This window comes from Micromonospora sp. LOL_023 (assembly GCF_048060115.1).
Lineage (GTDB): Bacteria > Actinomycetota > Actinomycetes > Mycobacteriales > Micromonosporaceae > Micromonospora_E.
In genome coordinates, this window is record NZ_JBHMIM010000034.1 from 38,311 (window position 1) to 65,073 (window position 26,763).

The window sequence follows — 26,763 nt, forward strand, 5'->3', positions numbered from 1 at the left end:
CGACCTGGAGCGCGCTCCAGGTCAAGCGGTACCGTCGGCGGTATGACGGCCTACTCACCCGCCGAGGCGGCGGCCCGGTCCGGCTTCTCGATCGACACGCTGCGCTACTACGAACGGGAGGGCATCCTGTCGCCGGTCGCCCGCAACTCCAGCGGGCGCCGCGTCTACAGCGACGACGACCTGGGCATGCTCGACTTCCTGCGCTGCCTGCGGGACACCGGGATGCCGATCGAACGGCTACGCCGCTACGGCGAACTGTGCCGTGACCCGCAAACCATCCCGGAGCGGATCGCGCTGCTGCGCGAGCACGCGGACGCGGTCGAGCAGCAGATCGAACAGCTGCACCGCTGGCGGGCCCGCCTCGGTGAGAAGCTCGCCTGGTACCACGGCCAGGCGGCGGACACCACCGCAGCCGAGGGCTAGTTGCCGGCTTTTTCCGCCGACCACCCCGCACCATGGGAACAGCAGGTCAAACGGGGTGAGGAGAGCGGTCGTGGCAGCACCGGTGGACAACGTCGGCAAGGATCTGCAGGCGATGCGAGCGGGCGCCGAACGGGCCCGGACTGCCGCAGCGGCGGCCCAGGAGGAGGCCGAGCGGGTCGCCGGTCAGGCGGCGGCCGGCGGCTTCAGCGGCATCGTGGCCGGCATGATCCAGGTACGCAACACGCTGAAGGATCTGCAGGCCGGGCTGACCGGGGTCACCGGCACGCTCGACGAGGTGGCGGCCACGGTGGTGCCGGTGCCGAGGGAGCCGTCACCGGCGGAGGTGCTGGCCACGCTGGGTCGGGCCGGCGACAAGCTGCGCGCCGTCCGCGACGGCATCGGCGCGGCCGCCGCGAAGGCCGACGAGGCGGCAGGGCTGGTGGCGCGGGTGCTGCAGGGCGGCGACCCGGCCCAGCTGCTCGGTGCGCTCGGCACTGTCAAGGAGACGCTGGCGGCGGTACGGCAACGCGCCGGCGTCGTCGACGAGTCGCTGACCGCTGCCGCCGCCACCGCCCGCCAGGTCGGCGCGAACCCGGGCAGCTGACCGTCCGCCGCCGTCGATGTTCGGCCGCCGTTGACGTTCGACCGCCGCCATCCGGCCGTTCCGCTGCAGACAGCTCGCAGGAAATGGTGTGATTTGTGTGGGTCGGCGGCCTTCGTTCCGTAGCCGGCTCAGTAGGCAGCAGGCGATGTGTCGGATGGTCCTCACGAGGAGAGGCGATGCGTTTCAACCCGCTCGAAGAAGCCGGTATCCCGCTGGAGAAACAGCTACGGAGCTGGTCCGAACTCAACGTCGAGCCGTACGAGCCGCACGGGGTCGATCCGTACACCCGGTGCCGGGTGATCGTGATGAACGGGATCGAGGTGGAGGCGATCACGTTCAGCCACCAGATGAACCGGCACGTCGACGACATCGACCTCCGGCAGAAGCTCGCCTACCTGCGCTACATCGAGCAACAGCAGCAGAAGGCCATCAACTGGATGATCCCCGGCCAGGAGTCGGTGCTGGAGGTCGTACTCGGGTACGAGCAGGTGGCGACCGACATCACCGCCTGGGTCGCCCGCAACGAGCCCGACCCGTACCTGCGGCAGAACTACAAGTTCGGCCTGCTGGAGGACTTCGACCACCTCTACCGCTACTCCAACCTGTACGAGCTGACCCAGGGCAAGAAGGCGCAGGCGATCGTCGACTACCTGACCGAGGTCATGCCGGGGCGGCCGACGTCGCACCACCACCGCCACCCCGAGGACAACATCCGCAAGCACTACGACAAGCACACCGTCGATCCGCTGTCACGGATGCACGCCATCACCATCACGGCCGCCGAGCAGCAGACGATGAACTACTACATGAACGTGGGGCCGGAGTTCGTCGAGCCGATCGCCCGGGGTCTCTACCTGGAGATCGCGATGGTGGAAGAGGAACACGTCACGCAGTACGAGTCGATGCTCGACCCGGCGGAGAGCTGGCTGGAGCAGCTCGTCCACCACGAGTACAACGAGTGCTACATGTACTGGTCGTTCGCCCAGGACGAGGATGACCGCCGGATCAAGCAGGTCTGGGAGCTGAACCTGGCGATGGAGATCGAGCAGCTCAAGGTGGCGGCCGACCTGCTGCGCCGGTACGACGGCCGGGAGCCGGAGCAGATCCTCCCCGCCGAGATGCCGCAGCCGACGAAGTTCCAGCCGAACAAGGACTTCATCCGCGAGGTGATCGCCCAACAGGTGGACATCACCACGTTCGGCACCGGTTTCGTCGCCGAGTGGCCGGCGCGATACATCAAGCACATGGCTACGGTTAACGCCGGTGGCGCGCCGAGCGAGCAGGTAATCGACGAGAACGCGCAGCGCAACGGCCGCGAGTACCGCAATATCACCGACGGCCCGTACCCGGCCGAGCAGTACGCCCGTGAGAAGGTCCGAGAGGAGGTCGTGCGATGACGCGCAGTGCCGTACGTACCGAGACCGGCGCGATGATCAAGCCCGGCCCGATGGTGACGGTCACGCCGGAGCGGGCGGTGGACGACGACCGACTCGCCACCTTCGCCACTGGCAGTGGTCTGAACGGCCCGTTCCTGGCCGACCAGCTCTCCGCGTGGACGACCCACGACCTGATGGCGGTCCACCTGTTCGCCATGCTGACCCGGCGCACCCCCAACCCGATCCTGGCCGGACTGTACGGCCGGCTCAGGACATCGGCCAGCGAGCGGGTGCAGACCTGGGAGGCGCTGATCGGCGAGCTGGGCGGCATGCCCAAGTACGTCAGTCCGACCGCCCGAATGACCGGCGGCATGGACGAGAAGATCATCTCGTCGTTCCTGATGAACGGCTCCGGTGACGAGCTGACCTTCGAGACGGCCGGGCTCAACGCCGCGTTCGCCACCATGTCACTCGGCGTGCTCAACGCGCAGTCGCTGACCAACTGCGCGGAGAAGGCCGACGACGGCCGGGCCAAACAGGTGATGCAGGCGGCGGCCACCCGGCTCGGCGGGTCGGCGCAGGAGGACCTGTCCGAGGTCGAAAAGGCGTTGAGCACCAGCATGCTCCTGCAGGTCAGCAGCGGTACGGCCCAGAAGGTGATGCACGGCGTGGACAAGGCCGCCAGCAAGATCAAAAACACGCTGCGCTGGTAGCCCGGACCCGTGGCGGGTTCGTGGTCGCCCGCCGCGCTGCCGTGGGTGCTCGCAGCCCAGCAGCAGATAGTCAATATTCTGACCGGTCGCTAGAATGACCTCCATGGAGACCATTCCGATCACTGAAGCCAAGGCCCGGATCGCTGAACTCGCCGATCGGGTCGCTCGGGAGCACGACCACTTCACCATCACCCGCAACGGCCGCGCGGACGTCATGCTGATCTCGGTAGCCGAGTACGAGTCGATGCGGGAGACGCTGGACCTGCTCTCCGACAACGAAGCCCTCGCGGATCTCCGCCAGTCCCGAGAGGACTTCGCCTCGGGCGACACGTTCTCGATGGACGAGGTCCTCGGTGAGTTGGAGCGACGTCGCGGCAAGGCAGCCTGATGCCCGAACGGAGCGCACAGGCAGGCGAGAGCGCCAGCGAGCCACCCAGCTCGTACACGGTGATGTTCTCTCGCCAGGCCCGCCGCAACCTACACGAGGACCTGCCGTTGGCAGTGGCGATCGCGGCGACGGAGACCATCGCGGGGGCGATCGCGGTCAATCCCTACCGGGCTGGCAAACCGCTCGACGAGCCCTTCGATGGCTTCCACTCCGCCCGGCGCGGCACATATCGGATCATCTACCGGATCAACGAGGCGAAGCGGGTCGTCGAGATCCAGTCGATCCGCCACCGACGCGACGCCTACCGTTCGTAGAAGCGCAGGTCTCAAGGGCGTCGTGCGCTCAGGCAGGCAAAATCCACTTGTGACAGGCTCCTAACCTGAGTGTCACGCATCGATCCGCTTGAGACGCTGGCGGCGTCATGTCCTTTACCGCCGCAGTTCGGTCTGTGCTCACCCAGTATGTCGGGTTCAGCGGGCGGGCCCGCCGCTCCGAGTACTGGTGGTTCGCCCTCTTCTCGCTCCTCGTCAGCATCGTGACCTCGATCCTCGACACCGCGCTGGGCACCAACTTCGAGGGTTCCTCCAACGGCGTCATCGGCCTGATCGTCAGCCTGGCGCTGCTCCTGCCGGGCCCGGCGGTCGTCGTACGCCGGCTGCACGACACCGACCGGTCCGGCTGGTGGATCCTGATCGGGCTGATCCCGATCATCGGCTGGATCGTCCTGCTGGTGTTCTACGTGCAGAACGGCACGCCCGGCCCCAACCGCTTCGGCCCCGACCCGAAGGACGTCGCCGGATTCGGCCCGGCCGCCTGACACCCCGACAGCTACGCCGATGTGCGGCTGAGATACCTATCCGGTACGGCGACAGGTATCTCAGCCTCACATCGGGGATACAGCCAACGCAGGTAGTGCGGGTGCCGGTCTTGGTGGCGGTGGTGAAGGCAGACCAGCTGGCCGGGGAGATCACCAGCACCGGGCCGGCCGGGTCCTTGGAATCCCGCACGCCGACGACGACGCCCAGCCCGTCGGCCACCTCGACACAGTGACCCTGGTCATAGGAGCGGCTGCTCTGGCGCCAGGTGGCGGTGGACAGGTCGATCATGACTCGTACTCCTTTGCGGTCCGGGCGAGGAGGTCACGCGTCGCGGCCTGACCGAGCGCGACGGTCGTCAGGTCATCGAAGGCAACCGTATGGCGCTCGGCTTCGCCGGATCGACACATTCTCCTTGGTCTGGGAATTGGTCCCACGCGTGCTGATCATGCCCGCTCGAAAGATCGGGTCTCAGTCGACCGAGGTCCATTTGACTGACCGGCGATTTCTCTATCGTGACCCCGAAGCTGTTGCGGACCTAGCGGTCGACCGACAGACTCGTAATCGTTCGGGAACGCGAACGTAGCGCCGCAGATCGGCGCGACCTTCCACTCCGCGAATACGACGTGGCCGATCGGTGGGCGGCAAACCATCCGAACGGCCAACGTCGTATCTCCCCGATCAGGCGTGGCGGCCGACCCGGCACGCCCGAGCCCACCCGGCCGCCACGCCGCCGGATAACCGCAGCTCAGTGCCGACACGATAAGGGCAGTACGATGTGGTAGATCGGATTCGGGATCGCCATGGCCAGCGCCGCCATGATCGGGTTTCTCGCCGGCCTGCTGAGCTTCAAGGTCAAGAGTCGGTGGTGCCCGGACTGCGGCGCGATGACCTACCCCCGGCCGCCAGACCGATGACCAGCGCAGCAACATTAGAGGTCGACGCGCAAATTCCACGCGCAAATTCCACGGAGAGCAGCAACGCCAATGCGAGGGGAAGCATGCCGTACCGCAATGACAAGCCAGAGCGGTTCACCCGCACACCGCAGCCATCGGATCTGATCAACGAGCTGCCAACCCCCGGGCGTCTGCCGCTGACGAGACGGGTGCCCGGCGAAACCGACGTCGACACCGACCCACGCTTCAACCTGGTCGGCGCCCGAAACGGCACCCCGGCACCCGGCGGCGAACTGTCCGCGGTGACTCAGATCGCCAGACGGATGGCCGAGCGGCACCTGCCGGACCGGATGGGCGGCTGCCGACACTGCGGGCGTACGTACTGCGATCTGTTCCTCGAAGCGCTCGCGGTCCTGGACCGGCGCGACCAGGCCGCCGCCCGACGGATCCGGACCGTCCTGCGGCACGCCGGCCTCACCCCTCCTCAGGATCCATTCGAAGAGCCACCCACGACTGGCGTCTGATCGACGTTGTGAGCACCGGACAACGTCGATCAGGCTCCACTCGCTACACCCGCTGTCGACCATTTGTCGTCTCGGCCCGGGTAGCCGGCTGAACCGGACGGCGCTCACGACCGTGCTCCTCTGCGAAAGGTGCGCGGGTCGGTCGGCGTGCCCGTAGGAGGTTGACTGATGCGGGTACTACTCGTCGAGGACGACGACACCATCGCCGAGCCGCTCGTCGAAGGCCTCGGCCGGTACGGCTTCCAGGTGTCCCGGGTGTCCACCGGTGCCGCCGCGCTCGCGGCCCCGACCAGCGAGATCCTGCTGCTCGACCTGGGGCTGCCGGACATGGACGGCATCGACGTCTGCCGTCAGCTGCGGACCGTCACCACCGTACCGATCATCATGCTGACCGCACGCGGCTCGGAGACCGACCGGGTCGTCGGCCTGGAGATCGGCGCCGACGACTACCTGGCGAAGCCGTTCAGCATGCGTGAGCTGGTCGCCCGGATGCGGGCACTGGGCCGACGCAGCGGCTGGCAGACGGTGGCGGACCCGGCGGCGGACGGGCTGGTCGTGGACCGGCGAAGCCGTCACGTGCAGCTCGACGGCCGGCCACTGGCGCTGTCACCGAAGGAGTTCGACCTGCTGGCGATCCTCGCCGAGGACCCCGGTGCGGTGGTCACCCGGCAGCGGCTCATCGACGTCTGCTGGGGGCCACGCTTCTTCGGCGCCGGCAAGACCCTCGACTTCCACATCGCCAGCCTGCGCCGCAAACTCGGCGACCCGGCCTGGATCGAGACCCGGCGCGGCGTCGGCTTCCTGCTCGCCGTACCGCCACGACTCGTACCGCCACAGCCCGTACCGTCGCGAGCTGCCCCGGCCGGCCGATGACCCGCCGGCTGGTCGCCAGCTACGTCGGAGTCGCCCTGGTCGTCCTGCTGCTGCTGGAGATCCCGCTCGGCTACCTGTACGGAATCAGCGAGCACCGCCGGATGGAGACCGAGTTGGAGCACTCCGCCGAGGTGCTGGCCGCGTTCGTCGACGAGACGGTCCGCGATGACGCTCACCCGACGGGTGGGCAGGGGCACGGCGACCGGCTGCAGTTGCTCGCCGTCGAAACCGCCGGGCAGGTCGGCGGCCGGGTCGACATCGTCGACCGTACGGGTGTGCTGCTGGCCAGCTCAGACCCGGCGGCGGCACCCGGCACCGCGCTGAGTGACCTTCCGGAGATCCGTACCGCCCTGCGTAGCGACCGGCACGTCGGCATCCGGACCAGCGACGTCGACGGGGTGGAGAGCCTGTCGGTGGCGGTCCCGGTCCAGCCGGCGGCGATCCGTGGCGCGGTGCGGCTGACCGTACCGGTGGCGGCGGTGGGCAACGGGATCATCGTGGTCTGGTCGTGGCTGGCTGCCGCCGGGACCGGCGTACTTGTGATCGTCACTCTGCTGGCGTTCGCGCTGGCCCGCTGGATCGTGCGGCCGGTACGGGCCTTGGAGGGGGCTACCCGGCAGCTCGCCGACGGCACCTTGACCGCGCCGCCGGTCGGGCACGCCGGACCGCCGGAGCTGCACCGGCTGACGGTGACGTTCCATCGGGCCGCCGGCCGGGTACAGCGGCTGCTGGACGCGCAGCGGTCGTTCGCCGGGCATGCCTCCCACCAGCTGAAGACTCCGCTGGCGGCGCTGCGGCTGCGGTTGGAGAACCTGGAGGACGAGGTGCCGCCGACCGCACGGGCCGGGTTCACCGCCGCCCTGGCCGAGACCGACCGGCTGGCGCAGATGGTCGACACCTTGTTGGCGTTGGCCCGATCCGAGCAGATGCCGGCTCAGCCGCGGCCGGTCGACTGCGACCAGGTGGTGGCCGACCGGGTCAGCCTGTGGGAACCGCTGATGCGTCAGCGGGGCGTCCGGCTACTGGTGACCGGCAGGCCGGTCGGGACCGTCCAGGCGGTCGACGGAGCGGTGGACCAGATGTTGGAGAACCTGCTCGCCAACGCGTTGTGCGTGGCTCCGTCGGGCAGCGCCATCACCGTGCACCGCTCGGTCGCGCTGTCGCCGCTGGCCAGCGGCGACAGCGAGCCGCTGAAGGTCCCGCGAGACGTCCAGCAGTCGGCGGGGCGGGCCGGCGGTGGTGCGGCGGTGCTGCGGGTCGTCGACGAGGGCCCCGGCCTGACCGCCGAGCAGCGCAGCCGGGCGTTCGATCCGTTCTGGCGGGCGGCGGGAGCGCCGAAGGGCGGCACCGGCCTCGGACTGACCCTGGTCCGGCGGCTCGCCGAGGCCAGCGGCGGTCGCGTCGAGTTGCGTACCGGGCCGGGCGGACTCGGCCTGGACGTCGTCATCACCCTGCACCGCCTGGCAGTCGACCGTTCGACAGCGGACGTCGGCGGCCCGGTACCACTTGTTTGACGCTGGCGAGGCTTCTTGAAGGGCAGGCCAGCATTGGGCCAGTGTTCGGGCAGGATTCCCACTGAGCCACGGCCACGCCGCCGACCGCATCCGTACCGCCGATCACAAGGGGACGCGGACCTTCATCGATCCGCCGTCCGAGGCGACGAACGGAGAATCAGATGCGACGGGCAGTGTTGGCGGCGATCGTGGCCGTGGGTGTCGGGGTGCCGCTGGTGGTGGGCACCGCCATGGCGTCGGCCGACGATGACCGGCGGGTGGTCCGCAGCGGTGACGCCGCCGCGCGTTTGGAGATCGACATCGATCCGGAGCTGGACGCGAAGTTCGGTCCGCGCCCGGTCAATGCGGTGCAGGCGGCTCAGCTCGTGGAGCAGGCGTTTCCCGGTGCACGGGTGATCGAGGCCGAACTGGATGAGGAGGACGGCGGCCCGATCTGGGAGATGGAGTTCATCCTCAACGGCCGGGAACGTGAGGTGGATGTCGACGCCGTCACCGGCGGCATCCTCCGCGACGACGACTGATCAACCTGCCCCAAGATCGCGACGATCTTGCAGTTATCGACAAACAAGTCGGACATATCCTGTCGATAACTGCAAGATCGTCGCGGAGGGGATCGGCGTGGTCATGAGGCGGGGCGGACGGTGCCGGTGACCTCGCCGAGGCCGACCGTCGAGCCGTCCGGGCCGGGCGCGGTGGCCGAGATGATCACGGTGTCCCCGTCTTCGAGGAAGGTGCGCTCAGCGCCGTCGTCCAGCTTGATCGGCTCGGTGCCGCCCCAGGTCAACTCCAGGAACGAGCCGACCTGGTCACGCCGGGCCCCGGAGACGGTGCCGGAGGCGAAGAGGTCGCCGGTGCGCAGCGACGCGCCGTTGACGGTCAGGTGCGCCAACTGCTGCGCCGGGGTCCAGTACATGCCGGCGAACGGCGGCTCGCTGACCCGGGTGCCGTTCCACTCGACGACGATCGACAGGTCGAGCCCGCGCCGGTCGGCCTCGCGTAGATAGTCCAGCACCTGCGGGTCCTGCGCCGGGGCCGGCACCCAGGCGTGATCGAGGGCCTCCAGCGGAACCACCCACGGGCTGACCGAGGTGGCGAACGACTTGCCGAGGAACGGACCGAGAGGTTGGTACTCCCAGGCCTGGATGTCCCGGGCCGACCAGTCGTTGACCAGGGTGACGCCGAAGACATGGTCGGCGAAGCGGTCGGTCGGCACCCGGTCGCCGAGCGCAGTCGGCACCCCGACCACGAAACCGACCTCGGCTTCGATGTCGAGCCGGCCCGACGGGCCGAAGACCGGGCCGTTCGAGCTGCGCCGCTGCCCGCTGGGGCGCACGATCGGCGTGCCGGAGACGACAACGGTGCCGGCCCGGCCGTGGTAGCCGATCGGCAGGTGCCGCCAGTTCGGGGTGAGCAGCGGCTGCCCCGGGCGGAAGATCTGCCCGACGTTGCTGGCGTGCTGCTCGGAGGAGTAGAAATCGACGTAGTCGCCGACGGTGAACGGCATGACCAGGTCGACCTCATCCAGGGGGATCAGCAGCGGCTCGACCGCGGCCCGGTGCCCGGCCTCGGTGAGCAGCTCGACGATCCGCCGCCGCACAGTGGTCCACTGTGCCCGTCCGAGGGTCAGGAAGGCGTTGAGGGTCGCCTCGCTCAGCGCACCACCGGCCAGGATCAGGTCGGCATCCTCAGCGCCGCGCAGGTCGAGCACGAACTTCCCGATCCGTACGCCGAGCCGCTGCTCACCCTCAGCCGGGGCACCCTCAGCCGGGGCACCGGTTACGTGGCGGCGGAACGCGCCGTACGGCAGGGTCTGCACGCCGTACGGCGTGTCGGTGGCACCGGGCACCCAGCAGGTCGTCACGCGAATCCTCCGTCGATCAGGCCCAGCCGGACCAGGTCGGTCAGCGGGTCGGCGATGCTGCAGGATCCGAAACCTACCCACAACGGCCGGTCAGCGCCCGCCTGTATCCGGGCCGGCTCGATCAGCCGGGCGGCGTCGGTGGTGGCCAGCAGCTCGGCGACCTCGGCCACCTCTGCGCCGTCGGCCGAGATAATGGTGGCGGAGAGCACATTGAGGAAGCCGTGGTGGGTGAAGCCGGTCTCCGGGTCGACGTCCCGGATGGCGTGGTGCAGCCCGGCGGTCAGCTTGAACGGCAACGCCCGGTCCCGGCAGGCGCAGATGACGGCGGCCAGCTCGACCGGGGTGGGGAACAGTTCGGCGGCCAGCCCACCGGTGCGGAACTTGGCGGCGATGTCGGCTCCGCTGGCCCGTGCTTCGGCGAGTGAGTCCAGGGCGGCGAGCAGCCCCCAGGTCAGTGGCACCTCGGCGTACCCGCTGATCTTGGGCCAGCCGGCGAGTGCGGTGAGCAGCGCACGCAGGCCGGGTTGGGGGTCTTCGCCGCGTTTGGCCACGGCGACCTCGACCTGACGCAGCCGGAGCCGGTCGGTCGGCAGCGCTTCGACGGCGGCCGGCAGCGCGGCGACGCCGGTGTCGCCGATCAGACCGATCTCCAGTTCATCGCCGGGCCGCACCAGTTGTCGCGCGGCGCGGATCTCGGAGGCGGGCAGCAGGAACGGGCCGACCAGGCCGGCATACCAGGCGGCCTGGTGGCCCCGGTGCGCGGTGATCGCGTCGGGCAGCTCGGCGCTGCCCGGCGGGAAGACAGCGGCGTCGTCGACGAGACCGGTGAAGATCCTGGGTACGTGCATTGACACGCCTTTGAACCTAGTGGATTCTACGATTAACGGACAACAGCGTCCGGTTATCGGACGCTACCGGCCGGTCAACGGGGAGATACGGAGGGTAATGATGCCCTACTACCGCAGCGTTGGCGAGATCCCCCGCAAGCGCCACACCCAGTTCCGCCAACCCGACGGCAGTCTGTACGCCGAGGAGTTGATGGGCCAGGAGGGCTTTTCGTCCGATTCGTCCCTGCTCTACCACCGGCACCCGCCCACCGCGATCGTCGCCGCCGAGGTCTACGACCCGCCGACCACCCGGCGGCGGCCGAACCACCCGCTCACCCCCCGCCACCTGCGCACCCACCAGCTGGACTCCGGACACACCGACGCCGTCCTCGGCCGAGCGCCGCTGCTCGCCAACGACGACGTACGCGTGTCGTACGTCGTCGCCGACCGACCGTCCCCGCTGTACCGCAACGCCACCGGCGACGAATGCCTGTACATCGAGTCCGGCGCCGCCCGCGTCGAGTCGAGCTTCGGCGTGCTCGGGGTCACCTCCGGCGACTACGTGATCATCCCGACCTCGGTTGTGCACCGGATCGTGCCGGTCGACGAGGTACCGCTGCGGTTGCTCACCATCGAAGCCACCGGCCACATCGGACCACCGAAGCGCTACCTGTCGGTACGCGGCCAGTTCCTGGAGCACTCGCCGTACTGCGAACGCGACGTCCGCGGGCCGGCCGATCCGCTGCTGCTCGACGGCACCGACGTCGAGGTGTACGTCCGGCACCGGCAGGGCTGGACCCGACACGTGTACGCGCACCACCCGTTCGACGTCGTCGGCTGGGACGGTCACCTGTACCCGTGGGCGTTCAGCATCCACGACTTCGAACCGATCACCGGCCGGGTGCACCAACCGCCACCGGTGCACCAGACCTTCGCCGGCCCCAACTTCGTCATCTGCTCGTTCGTGCCGCGCAAGGTCGACTACCACCCGCGGGCCATCCCGGTGCCGTACAACCACCACAACGTCGACTCCGACGAGATGCTGTTCTACACCGGCGGCGACTACGAGGCACGGCGCGGCTCCGGCATCGAGCAGGGCTCCATCTCACTGCACCCGGCCGGCTTCACCCACGGGCCGCAGCCCGGCGCTGTCGAGCGGTCGATCGGTGCCGAGCGCTTCGACGAACTCGCCGTCATGGTCGACACGTTCCGCCCACTGGACCTCTGCGACGCCGGTCTGTCCTGCGAGGACACCGGGTACGCCTGGACCTGGGCCGGCACCGCCCGCTGAGCTCACGGGCCGGTGCTACTGCCGCTGGTCCGGCGGTCGGGTGGTGATCTGCCGCAACACCAGGAACTGGGCGGCGGCGGATGCCACGATCGCCGCCACCAGCAGCCACGGGGTCGCGATCGCCGCATAGCAGAAGATCAACACCGGCGCGGCCCCGACCGCGTACACGCTCGTCGCCAACCGGCGGTCCACCAGCAGCGGCAACTGTTCGGTGATCCGACCCGGCACCCGCCGGGCCAGGATCACGATCAGCGCGACACCGCCGAGTGCCGTCAGCACGGCCCAGCCCCGCGACGCGGCGCTGCCGGCCAGGCAGGCCACCGTCACCGCCGCGACCATGCTGTAGCCGGCGCCGATCAGCACCAGCCGGCGCAACTCGTCCTCGACCGTCCGAGGCTGCTGCGGTGGGCCCGGCCTCGGCTGCGCAGGTGGCACCATCATCGTGGCCCGCTCGGCGAGGATGGCCAGCTCGGCCGCGTACCGTCGGCGTTCGAGGTGGATCACACCGATGTCGAACTGCGCCTCACCGATCAGCGGATCCAGCCGCAGCGCCTCCTCGTACGCCCGATGCGCCAGATCGAACAGCTCCAGCCGGGCACCGACCAGACCCAGCACCAGATGCGCCTGGGCGTCCGACGGAGCCAGCTCGACCCCCCGCCAGGCCGCGTTCAGCGCCGGCTGACCGTTGCGCGAGCCGGCCAGGATCGCCGCACCGCTGCGCTGGGCGTACGCGTCGTCCGGATACGCCGCCAGCAGGTCGGTGGCCAGCTGGGCCGCTTCGGGATAACGTCGCAGATCGATCAGCGCCAGTCCGCGCACCACCGTGACGGCGATCCGGTCCGGCAGGCTGCGCCCGGCCCCGGTCGCCACCGCGTCCGGCCCGGCGGACTCCGCCGTGTCCAGGGCGGCGGACTCTGCCGACCAGGGGTTCAGCGTGGCTGGGGCGGCGGACAACGAATCGATCGCCGCGAGGGCCTGATCCGGGAGGTCAGCGGCGAGATGCACCCGGGCCAGCAGGATCCGGGCGGCGTCGCTGTCCGGATCGAGCGCCACCGCGAACCCGATCTCGGCGGCGGCTTCGTCGTACCGGCCCAGGTCGGCCAGCAGGCCGGCGCGTTGCAGGTAGCCGTCAAAGTCGGCGGGCGGCTCGGGGGAAGTCTCGCTGGACACCGGTCGAGCCTATCCGGGTGCTGCCGAAACCTGTCCGGGTACGGTTAGCCGGCCGCATCCGGCAGGTCAACCGCTTCGCGCGGATAGACGAGCGCCACCGCGAGGCCGGCCAGCCCTTCGCCCCGGCCGGTCAACCCGAGCCCGTCGGTGGTGGTGCCGGAGACGGTCACCGGCGCGCCGGCAGCCGCGCCGAGGACCTGCTGCGCCTCGGCCCGGCGCGGCCCGATCTTCGGCCGTACCCCGATGACCTGGATGGAGACGTTGCCGATCACGAAGCCGGCGGCGACCACCCGGCGGGCCGCTTCGGCGAGCAGGTCGACGCCGGCGGCCCCGGCCCACCGCGGTTCGGCGACGCCGAAGTTGGCACCGAGATCGCCGAGCCCGGCGGCGGAGAAGAGCGCGTCGCAGGCGGCGTGCGCGGCGACGTCACCGTCGGAGTGCCCGGCCAGCCCGGTCTCGCCCGGCCAGTGCAGGCCGGCGACCCAGCAGGGCCGACCGGCGGCGAAGGCGTGCACGTCGGTGCCGACACCTACCCGGGGAACGATCACGGGAGCAGGGTACGGGGCGACGGCTCGGTGCCGAGCAGGTGCTCGGCGATCACCAGGTCGAAGGGTCGGGTGATCTTCAAAGCCCGTTCCGACCCGGGCACACAGACCACCGGTACGCCGAGCTTCTCGACCAGACCGGCGTCGTCGGTGTGCGGGTCGGCGGCGGCGACATGCGCGGCGGCCAGCACGTCCCGGCGGAATCCCTGCGGGGTCTGCACGGCTCGCAACGTCGACCGGTCGACCGTGGCGAGGACCGTCTCGTCGGCGTCCACCGTCTTGATCGTGTCGACGACCGGCAGCACCGGAATGACCGCCTCGGCACCGGCGCGCACCGCCGCGGCGACCGACTCGACCAGGTCTGCCGGGGTGAGCGCGCGGGCCGCGTCGTGCACCAGGACGATCTGCGGGCCGGCGGGGACGGCGGCCAGCGCGGCGGCCACCGAGGCCTGTCGATCGCCGCCACCGGGCACCACGATCAACAGCAGTCCGGCGACGGCCGGGGCGAGCAGGTCACGCACCGCGTCGACGTCGTCGGGCGGGGCGGCGACCACGATCACCGCGACCGAGGGTGCGCCGGCCAGCCGCCGCACCGCGTGCACCAGTAGTGGTATGCCGCCGAGCAGCCGAAGCGCCTTGGGGGCTCCCGGCCCCAGGCGTACGCCGGCACCGGCCGCCGGAACGAGGACCGCGACGTCACCGCGCTGCTGGAGATGCGCGGTCACGTCGCGGTCCTCGATACCAGGAGGCATCAGATGATCTATGGGTGGAGATCTGCCTACGCGTCGGTGAGCACCTTGTCGAGGAGAGTTTCCGCCTCGTCCTTGGTGCTCTTTTCCGCAAGCGCGACCTCACCTACCAGGATGTCCCGGGCCTTGGCGAGCATGCGCTTCTCGCCTGCGGACAGCCCCCGCTCCCGTTCCCGACGCCAGAGGTCACGAACCACCTCGGCGACCTTGAGCGGGTTTCCGGAAGCCAACTTCTCGAGGTTTGCCTTGTACCGCCGTGACCAGTTGGTCGGCTCCTCGGTGTGTGGGGCGCGGAGCACGTCGAAGACCTTGCCAAGGCCTTCTTCGCCAACCACTTCACGCACACCGACGATCTCGGCGTTCTCGGCAGGAACTCGCACCGTCAGGTCGCCCTGCGCAACCCGCAGAACGAGGTACAGCTTCTCCTCGCCCTTGATGACCCGAGTCTCGATTGCCTCGATGAGTGCGGCCCCGTGGTGGGGGTAAACAACGGTCTCGCCGACACTGAAAACCATAGGTTCGAAGCCCCTTTCGCTGTGTCTAGGGTAACACGCTCAGGCACCGATGTCCCGTCGTAGTCTTTGCCGTAAGCGCAGGTCAGAGGGGCTGTGAGAGGTCTTTCTCGGGCTTGACAGGCAACCACTGACACACTTCGGCGACAGTGGGTAACCAGAGGATCAGCAGCCAGCTAACCGGCTGGACATGCCGGACGAGGCGCGTTTCGACGCTTCCAGCATATCGCCCGACCCATCTTGCGTCCGGTACTGGCGCAACAGAGCCCCGTGCGGGACCCTGATAGCTAGACCCCGATCGACCTCATGGGCGAGCGGCTGGGGGTGCTGTGGGCAGGACAGGCAACGGCGATGGGTGGTCGGACGGGGCGGGAGCGCCCGACGACCTGCCGGCGATCCCACCCGAGTGGGGTCCGATCGTCATTCCCGACGACCCGGCTGAGCTCGCCGCCGAAGCCGAGCTGGTCCGCCAGGAGCTGCACCGTGCCCGTCGCCAAGACCGGTGGCACCGACGGCTCGGGCTACACCCCGGCAACAGCGGCCTCGGTGCCGGGCACCGGCCGCACGAGATCGCCGCCCTGCGACTACCCCTGATCATCATGCTGGTCGCCGTCCTCGCCGCAATGGTGAGCATGTTCACCGTCGCCTGGTCGGACCGGGCCAGGCCGGGAGGCAGCTCACCGACGCCGGCGCAGGCGGTCCTACCGGACCAGCCGCTGCCGGCCCTGGAGCTGGTCGACGCCACTGGCGCCACCGTCGCGATCCGGTCCCTGCTGCCCGCCGTCATCCTCCTGGTGGAGACCTGCGACTGCGCCGACCAGATCGCCGCCGCCACGGCGGCGGCCCCGGCGGGTGCTTCCGTCGTCGTGGTGACCAGCGGCACCACCTCCCCGGGCCCCCTGCCGCCGCTGGCGGCCGAGCAGTCGACGACCCATACGCTCGCCGATCCGGCCGCCGGGATCCGCGCCTTCCTCGACGTCCGGGCCGCCCCGGACCTCGCCACCGCGCTGCTGGTCACCGAAAACGGCGACGTCATCCGCCTGGTGCCCGAGGCGCCCTCGGTCGAGACCTACCGCGCCGAGCTGGCCCTACTGGTCGGGCCCTGACGACGCCCAGGCCGGCCAGCCACCGCCGTACCAGCCGGCGGGCACCGGCAGCCGGTCCCGCCGGTCAGTCCCGGGTCAGCAGCGCGGCGTAGAGCGTCAGACCGGGACCGAACGCCAGCATCATGATCCGACGCGGCGCCGACGCCAGCCGGCACAACCGATCCAGGATCAGCAGTACGGTCGGCGACGAACAGTTGCCGTACGCCGCCAGCGACTCCCGCGACGCCGCCATCGCCTCGTCCGGCAACCCCAGCTCCCGCTGCACCACGTTGAGGACCCGCGGCCCACCGGGATGCACCGCCCACCCGTCGACCTGCGCCACGGTGAGCCCGTGCCGGGCCAGCAGGTCGCCGACCAGGCTGCCGACATGCGCCGACAGCACCTGCGGCACCCGGGGCGACAGACCCATCCGGAACCCCAGGTCGGTGACCTCCCAGGTCATGTGGTCGGCGGTGGAGGTGTCGGTGGACGCCGCGATCTCCCGTACGACGTAGCCGCCGGACCCGGCGGGCCACGCGGCACCGACGCTGGTCGGTGCCAGCACCGCTGCGGCCGCCGCATCCGAGAACAGCGCGTGCGCGACGATCTGCTGGGTGTCCACCCGCCGGGCCGGCGGCTGGATGTGCAGACTGGTCAACTCGGCGCAGAGCAGCAACGCCGGCCGGCCACGGGCGGTAACGAAGTCCGCCGCCGCCCCCAACCCGGGCAACGCCGCGTAGCAGCCCATGTGGCCGACGAACAGCCGCTGCGTGCCCGGTGCCATGCCGAGATCCCGCGCCAGCAGGATGTCCAGCCCCGGGGTCGCGTACCCGGTGCAGGAGCAGACCACGAACAGGCCGATGTCGCGGGCGGCCAGCCCGGACCGGGTCAACGCCCGCTCCACCGCCTCCTTGCCCAGCGGCAGGGCCTCGACCTGGTAGCGGCGCATCCGGCGCTCGGTCGGCCAGTCCCCGACGTCCTCCAGCAGTGGACTCACCGCCGCCTGCCGGGTGCGTACCCCGGAGTTCGCGAAGATCCGCGCCGCGAGCGCCTGGGTGGCGCCCTCGTAGCGCGCCGCGAAGAAGTCACGCCAGAGGTCGTCCTGGCTGGCCGAGGGCGGCAACGCCAACCCCAGCCCCACCACGGCGGCCGGTGCCGGGCTCACCACCGGGGGGCCGATCCGTCACGGTCCGGGTCGCCACCGGCCGTCGCCACGCCGAGCCAGTCGGCGCACACGTCGGACGTCGGCGGGTGCAGGGCACCGCACCGGGCGTCGCGGTAGAGCCGCTCCAGCGGATGGCCCCGGCGCGTCGCCGACGTGCCCGCCGCCGCCAGCATCGACGCCGCCACCTCGGCGGCCGTGTCGCCAGCAACCAGCTTGGCCCGCCACACCCACTGGTTGGTCTGCGGATCCCCCGGCTCGGCGTCGACCCGCCGGGCCGCCTCCCGGACCATCAGCAACGCCGACGCGGCGGCCGCGTCGGCCCGCCCGATCCGGGCCCGCACCGCCGGCAGGTGGGTCAGCCCCCGGTCGGTCAGGTGCGCCACCGCCGCGTCCACCGCCGCCCGGGCCACCCCGGCATAGACCGCCGCGTAGCTGGCCACCATCCAGTGCGGCATCAGCTCGGCGACCACCAGGGCCAGCCCCTCCACCCCGCCGAGCAGGGTGTCCGGCGCCACGGTGACGTCCAGGTGCAGATCATGCGAGGAGGTGGCCCGCATCCCGAGCGAATCCCAGGTCGGCTCGACCCGCAACCCCGGGGTGTCCGCCGGCACCAGGAACTGCGACACGATCGACTGGTCGTCCGCGTGCCGGGCGGCGACCAGATATCCGTTCGCGTGCCCGGCGCCCGAGCAGAACGCCTTCGCTCCCTTGATCTGGAATCCACCGTCCACCCGGTGGTACGTCGTCGACAGCCGGGACAGCCGGGAACCGGCACCACGTTCGCTCATCGCCACCGCGTACCAGGACCCGGCGGCCGCGGCGGCGAGCAGCCGGTCCCGGGCGGCCAACGCCTCGTCCGGCAGGCCCAACGACTCGGCCAGATCGTCGTCCACCGCGCCGAGCGCGCCGGTGACCGAGGCGTGCATGTTGTACACCAACGCGCTGGCCCCGTTGCCGCGCGCCAACTCGAACGCCACCTCGGCGTAGTCGGCGAAGCCGGCACCGCGGCCACCGAGGCGAGCCGGGACCATCAGTCCGAACAGGCCCTCCTGCCGCAGGTCGGCGAAGTCGGCAACCGGAAACGCACCGGTCCGGTCCTGCTCGCCCGCCCGCGCGGCGAACCGCGGCACCAGCCGCCGCGCCGCCGCCACCGCATCCGCATCCATCGCTGCCCCTTCCGCCGTGCCTAGCCCGACTTGATCCCCCTGCCCTGGTAGAGCACCGCGGTGGACCAGGTCGGCGTCATCCGCCGCCCTGCTTTCCAGAGTGCCCGTTCCGGAGCCGTTCGACGCAACGCCGCGCGCAACATCCAATCGACGAGGCTGAAAAGAGACGGTCGTAGTCCACGCACCGCCAGCCGCACCCCGTGCCGCGCGCACTCCGCGACCAACCGGTCCGGTCGGACGAACAACGCCGGATCGTGGATGCCCCGGGGCACCATCGGCAGCCGCTCCCCCAGCTCCACCGCGATCAGCCGGGCGGCCAGGGTCGCGTTCAACGTGTCCAGCACCAGCAGCCCGCCCGGGCGCAGCACCCGGCAGGCCTCGCCGACCGCCGCCGGCAGATCCGGTACGTGCTCCAACAGTTCGCCGGCGGAGACCACATCGGCCACCCCGTCACCCAACGGCAGCATCGTCGCGTCACCGCGTACGGGTGTGACGCCACGCGACGCCGCCTGCGACAACGCCGACCCGGTCAGGTCCACGCCGACGTGCCGGTAGCCCTTGCCGTGCAGGTGCGGCGCGAGTAGACCGCCGCCGCAACCGATGTCGACCAGCACCGCGCCCGGCCGGGCCGCCGGCGGAATCAACCGGGCCCGGGCCTGGGCGATCCAGTGCAGCATCTCGAACGCGCCCGCCGGTCGCCACCACTCGTCGACCAGCACGTCGTACTGCCGGGGATCGTTCGGCGCCAAGTCAGACACCGACCGAGCGTGGCACGACCGGCCGGTAACGGCCACACTTGGCGAATATGTCGCGCCGCGTGTCCGCCCTGATCAAGGCCAGCCATCCCGAGCCGGCGGTGGCGGTGACCGCGGTGACCGCGCTGCTCGCCTGGGGTGTCGGGCACCGCCCGATCGGAATCCTCCTGGTCGCCGCGACCGTGGCGGCGACCCAGCTCGCGGTCGGTTGGACCAACGACTGGCTCGACGCCGGTCGAGACCGGCAGGCCGGTCGCACGGACAAGCCGATCCCGGCCGGCGCCGTCAGCCGTAGCTCAGTGGGTGCCGCCGGGCTGGCCGCCGCCGCGGCCACCCCGCTGCTGGCGTCGACGACCGGGCCAGCGGCGACGCTGTGCATCTCCGCAGCGCTGCTCAGTGCCCTGGCGTACAACTGGCCGTTGAAGTCTACCGCCGTGTCGGTGCTGCCGTACGCGGTCTCGTTCGGGGCGTTGCCAGCCTTCATCGTGCTGGCGTTGCCCGGCGCGCCCGCGCCACCGGGCTGGCTGGTGGCCGCCGCCGCGCTGCTCGGTGCCGGCGCGCACTTCGCCAACGTGCTGCCGGACCTGGCCGACGACGCCCGCACCGGGGTGCACGGTCTGCCGCACCGCCTCGGTGCCACCGGCTCGCAGTTCGCCGCCGCCGGACTGCTGTTCGCCGCCACCGTGACCCTGGTCCTGGGCCCGCCCGGACCGCCGTCGTGGGCCGGGCTCGTCGCGGTCGCCGGCACCGCGGTCATTCTGCCGGCCGGTTGGTACGCCGCCCGGCGGGCGGCGCGGCGCGGTGGCCGCCCGGACGGCGTCTTCCGGGCCGTCATGCTGGTCGCCGTCATCGACGTGCTGCTGCTGGTCGCCGCCGGCCCGGTCGCCTGACCGGCGCTGGCACCGGCGGTCGGGCGCGTCGCGCGCGGGACCCGAGGTCCGGCCGGTCACGGAATATCGGGTCCGTGGCGGGTGACGGATCACCGCCAACTACCCTGGAGCCGGTTTGCGCGGGGTGTCGCCCCCGCGCCCGACGCCGACGCGGCGCGGATCGCAACGAGGAGGACCGACGTGATGCCCTCGACCAGGGGACACCGCCGTGTCGCGGTGCTGCTCAGCGGCGCGGCCGTAACCGGCGCCCTACTGCTCAGCGGCTGTGCCGCCGGCCAGATCGCGGAGACTGCGGTCAAATCGTCGTCGATCGGCGGGGTCAACATCGACGCCCCGGACGGGTCGGTGTCGATCCGTAACCTCTCCGTGCCGTATCCGGGGATCGAGGGATACCCGGCTGGCGGCTCGGTGCCCGTCGAGGTCGGGCTGTACAACAACACCAGTGAGCCGATCGCCATCCGGGTCAGCGCCGCCGCCGTGACCGACACCGACCGGGAGACCCTGGTCCAGGCCGAATCGGTGGTCCTCGGCGGCTCGGACGAGACAGCGGCGGCCCCGTCACCGGAGCCCGACCCGACCGCAGGCCCGGAAACGGACGCGACCGCAGGCCCGGAAACGGACGCGACCGACGCCCCCGCGGCCGACCCCGGCCGGGAAGCGATCATCGAGCTGCCGGCCAACGGGTGGGCGTTGTTCACCACGGACAGTGCCGAGCCGCTGCGGGTGACCGGCCTGGCCGAGACGCTCGCCGCCGGCTACGCGGTCAACCTGCTCTTCGAGTTCAGCGACGGCAGCGCACCGCTGGTCGTGCCGGCACCGGTCAACATGCCGCTTTCGCCCGCGCCCCGCGCCCCGGGCGAGCACGACGAGGAAGAGCACTGAGCCCCCGATCGATCCCCCGCGGCGCCGGCAGCTCCGCCAACGCCGGTGCCGGTCGCGGTGCCGCCGCCCCGCGCAGCCGCTCGGCGCCCCGCGAGCCCCGACCCGTGTACGCGTGCGACGCGTGCGGACACCACCCGCCCAAGTGGGTCGGCCGCTGCCCCGAGTGCGGCGAGTGGGGATCGGTCATCGAAACGGTCGTCGCCGGCCCGGTCGTCTCCGGCCGGGTGGTCAGCACCCGGATGCCGGCGGAGCCGGCCCGGCCGATCGCCACCATCAGCGCGGCACCGGCCAAGGCCCGCCCGACCGGCGTCAGCGAGCTCGACCGGGTGCTCGGCGGCGGGCTGGTGCCGGGCGCGGTGGTGCTGCTCGCCGGCGAACCAGGCGTCGGCAAGTCGACCCTGCTGCTCGACGTCGCCCAACAGTGGGCCGCCGGTGCCGGCAGCCCGTCCCTGATCGTCAGCGGTGAAGAGTCGACCAGCCAGGTGCGGCTACGCGCCGAGCGGATCGGCGCCCTGCACGAGAAGCTGTACCTGGCGGCGGAGAGCGACCTGGGGGTGGTGCTCGGCCACCTCGACGTGGTCCAGCCGGGCCTGCTGGTGCTCGACTCGGTACAGACCATCTCGATGCCCGGCTCGGATGGCATCCCCGGCGGCGTCACCCAGGTCCGGGCGGTCACCGCCGCGCTGGTCGCGGCGGCCAAGGAACGCAACATCGCGACCGTGCTGGTCGGCCACGTCACCAAGGACGGTCAGGTGGCCGGGCCCCGGGTGCTGGAGCATCTGGTCGACGTGGTGCTGCACTTCGAGGGCGACAAGCACTCGTCACTGCGGATGGTCCGGGGCATGAAGAACCGGTTCGGGGCGGCCGACGAGGTCGGCTGCTTCGAGATGCACGAGGGCGGCATCAGCAGCCTGCCGGACCCGTCCGGACTGTTCCTCACCCGCTACACCGAACCGGTGCCGGGCACCTGCGTCACCGTGGCGATGGAGGGCCGCCGGGCGCTGGTCACCGAGGTACAGGCGCTGATCGGGGCGACCGTCGCCGGTTCACCCCGGCGCACGGTGTCCGGGCTGGACGGTGCCCGGCTGGCGATGGTGCTGGCGGTGCTGCAACGACGTACCGAACGACTGACGCTGCACGACCGCGAGGTCTTCGCCGCCACGGTCGGTGGCATCCGGGTGGTGGAGCCGGCCGCCGACCTGGCCGTCGCGTTGGCAGTCGCCTCCGGTGGGCTCAACCTGGCCATCTCGCCGCAGCTGGTGGCGATCGGCGAGGTCGGCCTCACCGGCGAGGTGCGCCGGGTCGGCGCGGTCGCCCGTCGGCTGGCCGAAGCGGCCCGGCTCGGCTTCCGGCACGCCCTGGTGCCGCCCGGTGCGGCCAGCGGCGGCACCGATCCGATGCCGCCGAACATGCACGTCGTCGAGGTCGGCGACGTGCGGGCCGCACTGCAGGCGGCGGCCCGTGCCTCGGCGGGCTGAACCGGGTCGACGGCGGGTGGCAGTAACCACAGGAGCACCCACCGCATGCCGGTCCGTAGACTGTTGCCCGTGGCGATCGACCGCGATGCGAACAAGACTGCCGGTGCCGGCACGGCCGGTCGGCTGGGTGCCGCCGGCACGCCGGCCCGCACCATCAGCGCCGGCACGTCCGCTTTGACCACCCCGGCGGCCACCGGCGACCCGCTGCGGGCCAACCTGGCGCTGATGGCTCCGGGCACCGCGCTGCGCGACGGGCTGGAACGCATCCTGCGTGGGCGCACCGGTGCGCTGATCGTCCTCGGCTACGACAAGCAGGTCGAGTCGCTGTGCACCGGCGGTTTCCCGCTCGACGTCGAGTTCTCCTCGACCCGGGTCCGTGAGCTGTGCAAGATGGACGGCGCGGTGGTGCTGTCCAGCGACGGCACCCGGATCGTGCGGGCCGCCGTGCATCTCATGCCGGATCCGTCGATCCCGACCGAGGAGTCCGGCACCCGGCACCGCACCGCCGAGCGGGTCGCCCGGCAGACCGGCTACCCGGTGATCTCCGTCAGCCAGTCGATGCGGATCATCAGTCTCTATGTCAACGGCCAGCGCCACGTGCTGGACGACTCCGCCGCCATCCTGTCCCGCGCCAACCAGGCGCTGGCCACGCTGGAGCGCTACAAGCTACGGCTGGACGAGGTATCCGGCACGCTGTCCGCCTTGGAGATCGAGGATCTGGTCACGGTCCGTGACGCGGTCGCTGTGGTGCAGCGGCTGGAGATGGTACGTCGCATCGCCGACGAGATCGCCGGATACGTGGTGGAGCTGGGCACCGACGGTCGGCTGCTCGCCCTGCAACTGGACGAGCTGATGGCCGGGGTGGACGCCGACCGGACCCTGGTGATCCGCGACTACCTGCCCACCGGCCGCAAGGCGCGGACGCTCGACGAGGCACTGGTCGAGCTGGACCTGCTGACCGCGATCGAGTTGATCGACCTCGTCGCGGTCGCCAAGGCGATCGGGTACGCCGCGTCCGCCGAGGCGCTCGACGCGGCGGTGAGCCCCCGTGGGTTCCGGCTGCTGGCCAAAGTGCCCCGGCTGCCGGTGTCCGTGGTGGATCGGCTGGTCAACCACTTCGGTAGCCTCCAGCGGCTGCTCGGCGCGACCGTCGAGGACCTGCAGACGGTCGACGGCGTCGGGGACACCCGGGCGCGCAGCGTACGGGAAGGTCTGTCCCGGCTGGCCGAGGCGTCGATCCTGGAGCGCTACGTCTGACCTGCTGAGCCATACCGTCGCGTGGCGGCTGAGCCCGGCGTCACTGCTGGGCCACCGCCGCGGCGGTGGCGCCCAGCCGCAGGCGGGCCGAGCGCCGGTCAGTTGGTGATGGTGAGCACGAACGGCTCGCTCACCTTGCCGGCCAGCCGGGCGAACAGCTGGTACTCGCCGGCGGTGAGGTGGTCGCCGGCCGCCACGTCGTTGGCGCACTTGCTGGCGGCCCGGCCGCTCCAGCTCACCTGGTAGTCCCGGGCCCCACCCGGGGCGAAGGTCTGCACGTCGCTGCCCCGGGCTGCTCCGCAGGTGTCCGACGACCACATCATCTCGGCACCCCGCTTGAGGTAGAGCTCCTGCGGATCCGCCCCCACGTCGCGTACGCAGCTGCGGCTGGAGACGTTCTGCACCCGCAGCTGCAGCATCAACGTGACGCCACGCTGGGCACTCGCCTGCGAGGCGGCGGCGGTCAGCAGGATCTCGTCGTCGGTGCAGGTGTTCGGGTCCGCGCCGACCGGCCCGCCGGGCACGCCGCCACCGGGGGGCGGCTGCTGGCCGCCGGTCGCGCCGCCGTCACCGCTGCCGCCGTCGTCCGTACCACCGGTGCCGGTACCGCCGGTGGTGCCGCCATCGTCGCCACTGGACGTGCCGCCGCCCGGTTCGCCGCCCGATCCGTCGCCCGGTGCCGGCGACTCGGTCGTCGGGGTGAGGATCTCGCCGGACGGCGTCGGCGTCGGATCGGCCCGCGGGTCCGGACCGGACCGACTCGACCCGACACAGGAGTAGACCACGACGAAGAGCAGGAGCAGCAGCGCTCCGAGCACGACGGCCCGACGCCGCCAGTAGATGGCGGGTGGCAGCGGGCCAACCGTCGTTCGCATGATGGCCCACCGTATCGGCAACGTCGGACCGGTCGGCAACGACGCGCCGAGGGCCAGACCGGTCGGTCAGAGATATGTACGACGCTGGAAAACGGCGTGTGCGCCGGCCACCCGGTCGAGAAAGAGTAGACCCGCACAGTGGTCGATCTCGTGCTGCAGAGCACGGGCCTCGAACCCGTCGGTGAGCAGGCGGACCGGCTCCCCGGTGCCGGGCAGCTGACCCTCCACCACCACTCGGCTGGCCCGTTTCACATCGCCGGTCAGGTCGGGAACGGACATGCAACCTTCCCGGCCCGGCCGCCACCGGGTCGCCTCGACCAACTGAGCGTTGCAGAGCACGAACGTGCCATGGCCGGTGACCGTCTTCGGGTGGCCGGTCACGTCCACCGCGAAGACCTGCACGCTCATCCCGACCTGCGGCGCGGCCAAACCGACACAGCCGGGCGAGACCCGCATGGTTGCCACCAGGTCGGCGGCGAGCTGACGCACCTGCGCCGAGCAGGGATCCACTGGCTCGCCGACCCGGCTCAACGCCGGATCCGGGGCGCTGAGCACCGGAACCACCTGTCCCGGCACCCCGAGCGCCGTCTCCGACCAGTCGGCCAGGGTACGGCTGACGGTGCTCACAGCATGTCCGAATCGACGGGCCGCAACGTCACCTCGACATCGAGCTCCCGAGCCGTCTCAGCCAGCCGCCGTCCCACGTCGGTGGCGGCTCCACCGGGCAGCTCGACCTCGGCGATCAGCACGTAGAGCGGACCGACGAGTCGGGTGGTCAGGTCGGTGACGTTGCCGCCTGCCTCGGCGACCACCCGGGTCACCGCCGCCACGATGCCCAACCGGTCCGCACCGTGCACACTGACCAGGTACGGCTCGCCGGCCAGCGGCTGCTGGCTGTCGGCCGGCACTGGGCGCACGGTGGCCAGCAGTTGGTCGTCGGCGGTCAACGGGCGCAGCGCCGCCGCCACGTCGGCGCCGGTCGGGCCGGTGCAGACCAGGGTCATCGCGAAGTGGCCCCGCAGCCGGGTCATCGTGGAGTCGGTCAGGTTGGCCCCGAGACCGGCCAGCACCTCCGCGACGTCCGCGACGATACCTGGTCGGTCGCGGCCGATCACCGTGATCGCGAGTTGCTCCATGGCAGCAGTCTGCCCGACCGGATGCCGGGGCGTCCGGGCGGCCTGGCAGGATTGCGGCGCTATGGGTGATGTGAGTTTCGCCGACGCGGCCATCGACTGGTTCGACCACAACGCCCGTGACCTGCCCTGGCGGGAGCCGGCGACCAGCCCCTGGGCGATCCTGGTCAGCGAGGTGATGCTGCACCAGACCCCGGTGGTCCGGGTGCTGCCGGCCTGGCTGGCCTGGCTGGACCGGTGGCCGGACCCGGCGGCCCTGGCGGCGGACTCCCCCGCCGAGGCGATCCGGATGTGGAACCGGCTGGGCTATCCGCGGCGGGCGCTGCGGCTGCACGAGTGCGCCACGGTGCTGGTGCACCGGCACGACGGCCGGCTGCCGACCGATCTCGACGAGCTGCTGGCACTGCCCGGGGTCGGCACCTACACGGCACGGGCGGTGGCCGCGTTCGCCTACGGACAGCGCCATCCGGTGGTGGACACCAACGTCCGGCGGCTGGTGGCCCGCGCGATCGACGGGGCCGCCGACGCCGGGCCGGCGACCCGCCCGGCCGACCTGGTGGCGACGGCGGCGCTGCTGCCCGTGGAGCCGGTTCGGGCGGCCCGGGCCAGCGCGGCGTTCATGGAGCTCGGCGCGCTGGTCTGCGTGGCCCGTACGCCGCGCTGCGGGGCATGCCCGATGGCCCGGCGGTGCGCGTGGCGGGCTGCTGGGCGTCCGGCACCGGTCGGACCGAGTCGCCGCCCACAGCAGTACGCCGGCACCGACCGTCAGGTCCGAGGCCTGCTGCTGGCGGTGCTGCGGGACGCCACCGGGCCGGTCCCGCCGCAGCGACTCGACGTGGTGTGGCCCGATGCCCTGCAGCGACGGCGGGCGTTGGCCAGTCTGATCGAGGACGGCCTGGTGGAGCCGGTGGCACCGGACGACACCCCGCCTACCGCGTACGCGTTGGCCGGCCAGGACTGGACCGGGCTGGGTCAGGCTGGGGCGGGCTGAAACGC

30 protein-coding genes and 1 pseudogene are annotated in these 26,763 nt (G+C 71.3%); 18 read left to right on the forward strand and 13 right to left on the reverse strand.

Annotated elements, in window-relative coordinates:
* Positions 1–42 precede the first annotated feature (42 nt).
* The 7 genes from ACFHVL_RS18890 (at position 43) to ACFHVL_RS18920 (ending at position 4,321) form a co-directional block, all read left to right on the forward strand.
* Positions 43–423, forward strand: a complete 381-nt coding sequence (locus tag ACFHVL_RS18890) for a MerR family transcriptional regulator (protein WP_289212004.1) — start codon at positions 43–45, stop codon at positions 421–423.
* 70 nt (positions 424–493) lie between these two features.
* A complete protein-coding gene (locus tag ACFHVL_RS18895) occupies positions 494–1,027 on the forward strand; it encodes a DUF6244 family protein (protein WP_416629462.1) in 534 nt (177 codons plus the stop codon).
* A 176-nt stretch (positions 1,028–1,203) separates the two neighbouring features.
* On the forward strand, positions 1,204–2,424 hold the full coding sequence (locus tag ACFHVL_RS18900; protein WP_416629463.1) for a hypothetical protein: 1,221 nt from the start codon (positions 1,204–1,206) through the stop codon (positions 2,422–2,424).
* Positions 2,421–3,116 (forward strand): hypothetical protein, encoded by a 696-nt coding sequence (locus ACFHVL_RS18905; RefSeq protein ID WP_416629464.1) that lies wholly within the window; start codon positions 2,421–2,423, stop codon positions 3,114–3,116. The genes ACFHVL_RS18900 and ACFHVL_RS18905 overlap by 4 nt, the downstream gene beginning before the upstream one ends.
* A gap of 103 nt (positions 3,117–3,219) precedes the next feature.
* On the forward strand, positions 3,220–3,504 hold the full coding sequence (locus ACFHVL_RS18910; RefSeq protein WP_416629465.1) for a type II toxin-antitoxin system Phd/YefM family antitoxin: 285 nt from the start codon (positions 3,220–3,222) through the stop codon (positions 3,502–3,504).
* Positions 3,504–3,818, forward strand: a complete 315-nt coding sequence (locus tag ACFHVL_RS18915; RefSeq protein WP_416629466.1) for a type II toxin-antitoxin system RelE family toxin — start codon at positions 3,504–3,506, stop codon at positions 3,816–3,818. Before ACFHVL_RS18910 ends, ACFHVL_RS18915 begins: the two co-directional genes overlap by 1 nt.
* 107 nt (positions 3,819–3,925) lie before the next feature.
* Positions 3,926–4,321: a DUF805 domain-containing protein gene (locus tag ACFHVL_RS18920; protein WP_416629468.1), complete on the forward strand. Its 396-nt coding sequence runs from the start codon at positions 3,926–3,928 to the stop codon at positions 4,319–4,321.
* A gap of 100 nt (positions 4,322–4,421) precedes the next feature.
* Here ACFHVL_RS18920 and ACFHVL_RS18925 read toward each other — a convergent pair.
* Positions 4,422–4,610, reverse strand: a pseudogene (locus ACFHVL_RS18925) (DUF397 domain-containing protein); the annotation flags it as partial.
* A gap of 709 nt (positions 4,611–5,319) precedes the next feature.
* Between ACFHVL_RS18925 and ACFHVL_RS18930 the strand changes: the two are divergent.
* The 4 genes from ACFHVL_RS18930 (at position 5,320) to ACFHVL_RS18945 (ending at position 8,647) form a co-directional block, all read left to right on the forward strand.
* A complete protein-coding gene (locus ACFHVL_RS18930) occupies positions 5,320–5,739 on the forward strand; it encodes a hypothetical protein (protein WP_416629470.1) in 420 nt (139 codons plus the stop codon).
* Between the two features lie 168 nt (positions 5,740–5,907).
* Positions 5,908–6,612, forward strand: coding sequence for a response regulator transcription factor (locus ACFHVL_RS18935; protein ID WP_416629472.1), 705 nt, complete (start codon positions 5,908–5,910; stop codon positions 6,610–6,612).
* Positions 6,609–8,126, forward strand: coding sequence for an ATP-binding protein (locus tag ACFHVL_RS18940; protein WP_416629474.1), 1,518 nt, complete (start codon positions 6,609–6,611; stop codon positions 8,124–8,126). Before ACFHVL_RS18935 ends, ACFHVL_RS18940 begins: the two co-directional genes overlap by 4 nt.
* Positions 8,127–8,287: 161 nt before the next feature.
* Positions 8,288–8,647: a PepSY domain-containing protein gene (locus ACFHVL_RS18945; protein ID WP_416629476.1), complete on the forward strand. Its 360-nt coding sequence runs from the start codon at positions 8,288–8,290 to the stop codon at positions 8,645–8,647.
* 101 nt (positions 8,648–8,748) lie between these two features.
* Here ACFHVL_RS18945 and fahA read toward each other — a convergent pair whose 3' ends face one another.
* Together fahA and ACFHVL_RS18955 are read right to left on the reverse strand one after the other, a co-directional pair.
* Positions 8,749–9,987: a fumarylacetoacetase gene (gene fahA, locus ACFHVL_RS18950; protein ID WP_416629478.1), complete on the reverse strand. Its 1,239-nt coding sequence runs from the start codon at positions 9,985–9,987 to the stop codon at positions 8,749–8,751.
* Positions 9,984–10,841 carry a hypothetical protein gene (locus tag ACFHVL_RS18955; protein WP_416629480.1) on the reverse strand — a complete coding sequence of 286 codons (858 nt, stop codon included), beginning with the start codon at positions 10,839–10,841 and terminating at the stop codon, positions 9,984–9,986. The genes fahA and ACFHVL_RS18955 overlap by 4 nt, the downstream gene beginning before the upstream one ends.
* Before the next feature lie 94 nt (positions 10,842–10,935).
* Here ACFHVL_RS18955 and ACFHVL_RS18960 point away from each other — a divergent pair, with 94 nt between their 5' ends.
* Positions 10,936–12,105, forward strand: a complete 1,170-nt coding sequence (locus ACFHVL_RS18960; protein WP_416629481.1) for a homogentisate 1,2-dioxygenase — start codon at positions 10,936–10,938, stop codon at positions 12,103–12,105.
* Positions 12,106–12,120: 15 nt separating this feature from the next.
* Here ACFHVL_RS18960 and ACFHVL_RS18965 read toward each other — a convergent pair whose 3' ends face one another.
* Genes ACFHVL_RS18965 through ACFHVL_RS18980 form a run of 4 tightly spaced genes read right to left on the reverse strand, consistent with a single transcriptional unit; the run spans position 12,121 to position 15,084 of the window.
* A complete protein-coding gene (locus ACFHVL_RS18965; protein ID WP_416629483.1) occupies positions 12,121–13,275 on the reverse strand; it encodes a tetratricopeptide repeat protein in 1,155 nt (384 codons plus the stop codon).
* Between the two features lie 44 nt (positions 13,276–13,319).
* Positions 13,320–13,823: a 2-C-methyl-D-erythritol 2,4-cyclodiphosphate synthase gene (gene ispF / locus ACFHVL_RS18970; protein ID WP_416629485.1), complete on the reverse strand. Its 504-nt coding sequence runs from the start codon at positions 13,821–13,823 to the stop codon at positions 13,320–13,322.
* A complete protein-coding gene (gene ispD, locus ACFHVL_RS18975; protein ID WP_416629512.1) occupies positions 13,820–14,545 on the reverse strand; it encodes a 2-C-methyl-D-erythritol 4-phosphate cytidylyltransferase in 726 nt (241 codons plus the stop codon). The genes ispF and ispD overlap by 4 nt, the downstream gene beginning before the upstream one ends.
* A gap of 53 nt (positions 14,546–14,598) precedes the next feature.
* Positions 14,599–15,084 carry a CarD family transcriptional regulator gene (locus ACFHVL_RS18980; RefSeq protein ID WP_326549844.1) on the reverse strand — a complete coding sequence of 162 codons (486 nt, stop codon included), beginning with the start codon at positions 15,082–15,084 and terminating at the stop codon, positions 14,599–14,601.
* Between the two features lie 326 nt (positions 15,085–15,410).
* Here ACFHVL_RS18980 and ACFHVL_RS18985 point away from each other — a divergent pair, with 326 nt between their 5' ends.
* The gene (locus ACFHVL_RS18985; protein ID WP_416629488.1) at positions 15,411–16,187 is read left to right on the forward strand and encodes a hypothetical protein; all 777 of its coding nucleotides are present in this window, start codon (positions 15,411–15,413) and stop codon (positions 16,185–16,187) included.
* A 64-nt stretch (positions 16,188–16,251) separates the two neighbouring features.
* On the opposite strand, the gene ACFHVL_RS18990 is transcribed toward ACFHVL_RS18985, so the two are convergent.
* The 3 genes from ACFHVL_RS18990 to ACFHVL_RS19000 are packed head-to-tail and all read right to left on the reverse strand — an operon-like array spanning position 16,252 to position 19,255.
* Positions 16,252–17,331, reverse strand: coding sequence for a type III polyketide synthase (locus tag ACFHVL_RS18990; protein WP_416629490.1), 1,080 nt, complete (start codon positions 17,329–17,331; stop codon positions 16,252–16,254).
* Positions 17,328–18,497: an acyl-CoA dehydrogenase family protein gene (locus ACFHVL_RS18995; RefSeq protein ID WP_416629491.1), complete on the reverse strand. Its 1,170-nt coding sequence runs from the start codon at positions 18,495–18,497 to the stop codon at positions 17,328–17,330. Before ACFHVL_RS18995 ends, ACFHVL_RS18990 begins: the two co-directional genes overlap by 4 nt.
* Positions 18,498–18,517: 20 nt before the next feature.
* Complete coding sequence (locus tag ACFHVL_RS19000; RefSeq protein WP_416629492.1) at positions 18,518–19,255, reverse strand: methyltransferase domain-containing protein; 738 nt, start codon at positions 19,253–19,255, stop codon at positions 18,518–18,520.
* Positions 19,256–19,302: 47 nt separating this feature from the next.
* Here ACFHVL_RS19000 and ACFHVL_RS19005 point away from each other — a divergent pair, with 47 nt between their 5' ends.
* The 4 genes from ACFHVL_RS19005 to disA all read left to right on the forward strand — a co-directional run bounded on the left by ACFHVL_RS19005 (position 19,303) and on the right by disA (position 23,759).
* Entirely contained in the window at positions 19,303–20,142 is an 840-nt protein-coding gene (locus ACFHVL_RS19005) for a UbiA family prenyltransferase (protein WP_416629493.1), read from the forward strand.
* Between the two features lie 183 nt (positions 20,143–20,325).
* The gene (locus tag ACFHVL_RS19010; RefSeq protein ID WP_416629494.1) at positions 20,326–21,024 is read left to right on the forward strand and encodes a hypothetical protein; all 699 of its coding nucleotides are present in this window, start codon (positions 20,326–20,328) and stop codon (positions 21,022–21,024) included.
* 104 nt (positions 21,025–21,128) lie between these two features.
* Complete coding sequence (radA, locus tag ACFHVL_RS19015) at positions 21,129–22,502, forward strand: DNA repair protein RadA (RefSeq protein ID WP_416629495.1); 1,374 nt, start codon at positions 21,129–21,131, stop codon at positions 22,500–22,502.
* A gap of 69 nt (positions 22,503–22,571) precedes the next feature.
* Positions 22,572–23,759 carry a DNA integrity scanning diadenylate cyclase DisA gene (gene disA / locus ACFHVL_RS19020; RefSeq protein ID WP_416629496.1) on the forward strand — a complete coding sequence of 396 codons (1,188 nt, stop codon included), beginning with the start codon at positions 22,572–22,574 and terminating at the stop codon, positions 23,757–23,759.
* A 98-nt stretch (positions 23,760–23,857) separates the two neighbouring features.
* On the opposite strand, the gene ACFHVL_RS19025 is transcribed toward disA, so the two are convergent.
* From ACFHVL_RS19025 to ACFHVL_RS19035, 3 genes are all read right to left on the reverse strand, one after another.
* On the reverse strand, positions 23,858–24,634 hold the full coding sequence (locus tag ACFHVL_RS19025; RefSeq protein ID WP_416629497.1) for a hypothetical protein: 777 nt from the start codon (positions 24,632–24,634) through the stop codon (positions 23,858–23,860).
* Positions 24,635–24,700: 66 nt separating this feature from the next.
* Positions 24,701–25,261, reverse strand: coding sequence for a peptide deformylase (gene def / locus ACFHVL_RS19030; RefSeq protein ID WP_416629498.1), 561 nt, complete (start codon positions 25,259–25,261; stop codon positions 24,701–24,703).
* Entirely contained in the window at positions 25,258–25,770 is a 513-nt protein-coding gene (locus ACFHVL_RS19035) for a glycine cleavage system protein R (RefSeq protein ID WP_416629499.1), read from the reverse strand. Before ACFHVL_RS19035 ends, def begins: the two co-directional genes overlap by 4 nt.
* A 61-nt stretch (positions 25,771–25,831) precedes the next feature.
* On the opposite strand from ACFHVL_RS19035, the gene ACFHVL_RS19040 reads away from it, so the two are divergent.
* Positions 25,832–26,758 carry an A/G-specific adenine glycosylase gene (locus ACFHVL_RS19040; RefSeq protein ID WP_416629500.1) on the forward strand — a complete coding sequence of 309 codons (927 nt, stop codon included), beginning with the start codon at positions 25,832–25,834 and terminating at the stop codon, positions 26,756–26,758.
* Positions 26,759–26,763 lie beyond the last annotated feature (5 nt).

What these genes read in the sequence shown, in the direction of transcription:
- ACFHVL_RS18890 (WP_289212004.1), top strand. Translation starts at nt 43, where the DNA reads ATGACGGCCTACTCACCCGCCGAGGCGGCGGCCCGGTCCGGCTTCTCG.
- ACFHVL_RS18900 (WP_416629463.1), top strand. Translation starts at nt 1,204, where the DNA reads ATGCGTTTCAACCCGCTCGAAGAAGCCGGTATCCCGCTGGAGAAACAG.
- ACFHVL_RS18905 (WP_416629464.1), top strand. Translation starts at nt 2,421, where the DNA reads ATGACGCGCAGTGCCGTACGTACCGAGACCGGCGCGATGATCAAGCCC.
- ACFHVL_RS18910 (WP_416629465.1), top strand. Translation starts at nt 3,220, where the DNA reads ATGGAGACCATTCCGATCACTGAAGCCAAGGCCCGGATCGCTGAACTC.
- ACFHVL_RS18915 (WP_416629466.1), top strand. Translation starts at nt 3,504, where the DNA reads ATGCCCGAACGGAGCGCACAGGCAGGCGAGAGCGCCAGCGAGCCACCC.
- ACFHVL_RS18920 (WP_416629468.1), top strand. Translation starts at nt 3,926, where the DNA reads ATGTCCTTTACCGCCGCAGTTCGGTCTGTGCTCACCCAGTATGTCGGG.
- ACFHVL_RS18930 (WP_416629470.1), top strand. Translation starts at nt 5,320, where the DNA reads ATGCCGTACCGCAATGACAAGCCAGAGCGGTTCACCCGCACACCGCAG.
- ACFHVL_RS18935 (WP_416629472.1), top strand. Translation starts at nt 5,908, where the DNA reads ATGCGGGTACTACTCGTCGAGGACGACGACACCATCGCCGAGCCGCTC.
- ACFHVL_RS18940 (WP_416629474.1), top strand. Translation starts at nt 6,609, where the DNA reads ATGACCCGCCGGCTGGTCGCCAGCTACGTCGGAGTCGCCCTGGTCGTC.
- ACFHVL_RS18945 (WP_416629476.1), top strand. Translation starts at nt 8,288, where the DNA reads ATGCGACGGGCAGTGTTGGCGGCGATCGTGGCCGTGGGTGTCGGGGTG.
- ACFHVL_RS18960 (WP_416629481.1), top strand. Translation starts at nt 10,936, where the DNA reads ATGCCCTACTACCGCAGCGTTGGCGAGATCCCCCGCAAGCGCCACACC.
- ACFHVL_RS18980 (WP_326549844.1), bottom strand. Translation starts at nt 15,084, where the DNA reads ATGGTTTTCAGTGTCGGCGAGACCGTTGTTTACCCCCACCACGGGGCC.
- ACFHVL_RS18995 (WP_416629491.1), bottom strand. Translation starts at nt 18,497, where the DNA reads ATGGATGCGGATGCGGTGGCGGCGGCGCGGCGGCTGGTGCCGCGGTTC.
- ACFHVL_RS19005 (WP_416629493.1), top strand. Translation starts at nt 19,303, where the DNA reads ATGTCGCGCCGCGTGTCCGCCCTGATCAAGGCCAGCCATCCCGAGCCG.
- ACFHVL_RS19010 (WP_416629494.1), top strand. Translation starts at nt 20,326, where the DNA reads ATGCCCTCGACCAGGGGACACCGCCGTGTCGCGGTGCTGCTCAGCGGC.
- ACFHVL_RS19025 (WP_416629497.1), bottom strand. Translation starts at nt 24,634, where the DNA reads ATGCGAACGACGGTTGGCCCGCTGCCACCCGCCATCTACTGGCGGCGT.
- ACFHVL_RS19035 (WP_416629499.1), bottom strand. Translation starts at nt 25,770, where the DNA reads ATGGAGCAACTCGCGATCACGGTGATCGGCCGCGACCGACCAGGTATC.
- ACFHVL_RS19040 (WP_416629500.1), top strand. Translation starts at nt 25,832, where the DNA reads ATGGGTGATGTGAGTTTCGCCGACGCGGCCATCGACTGGTTCGACCAC.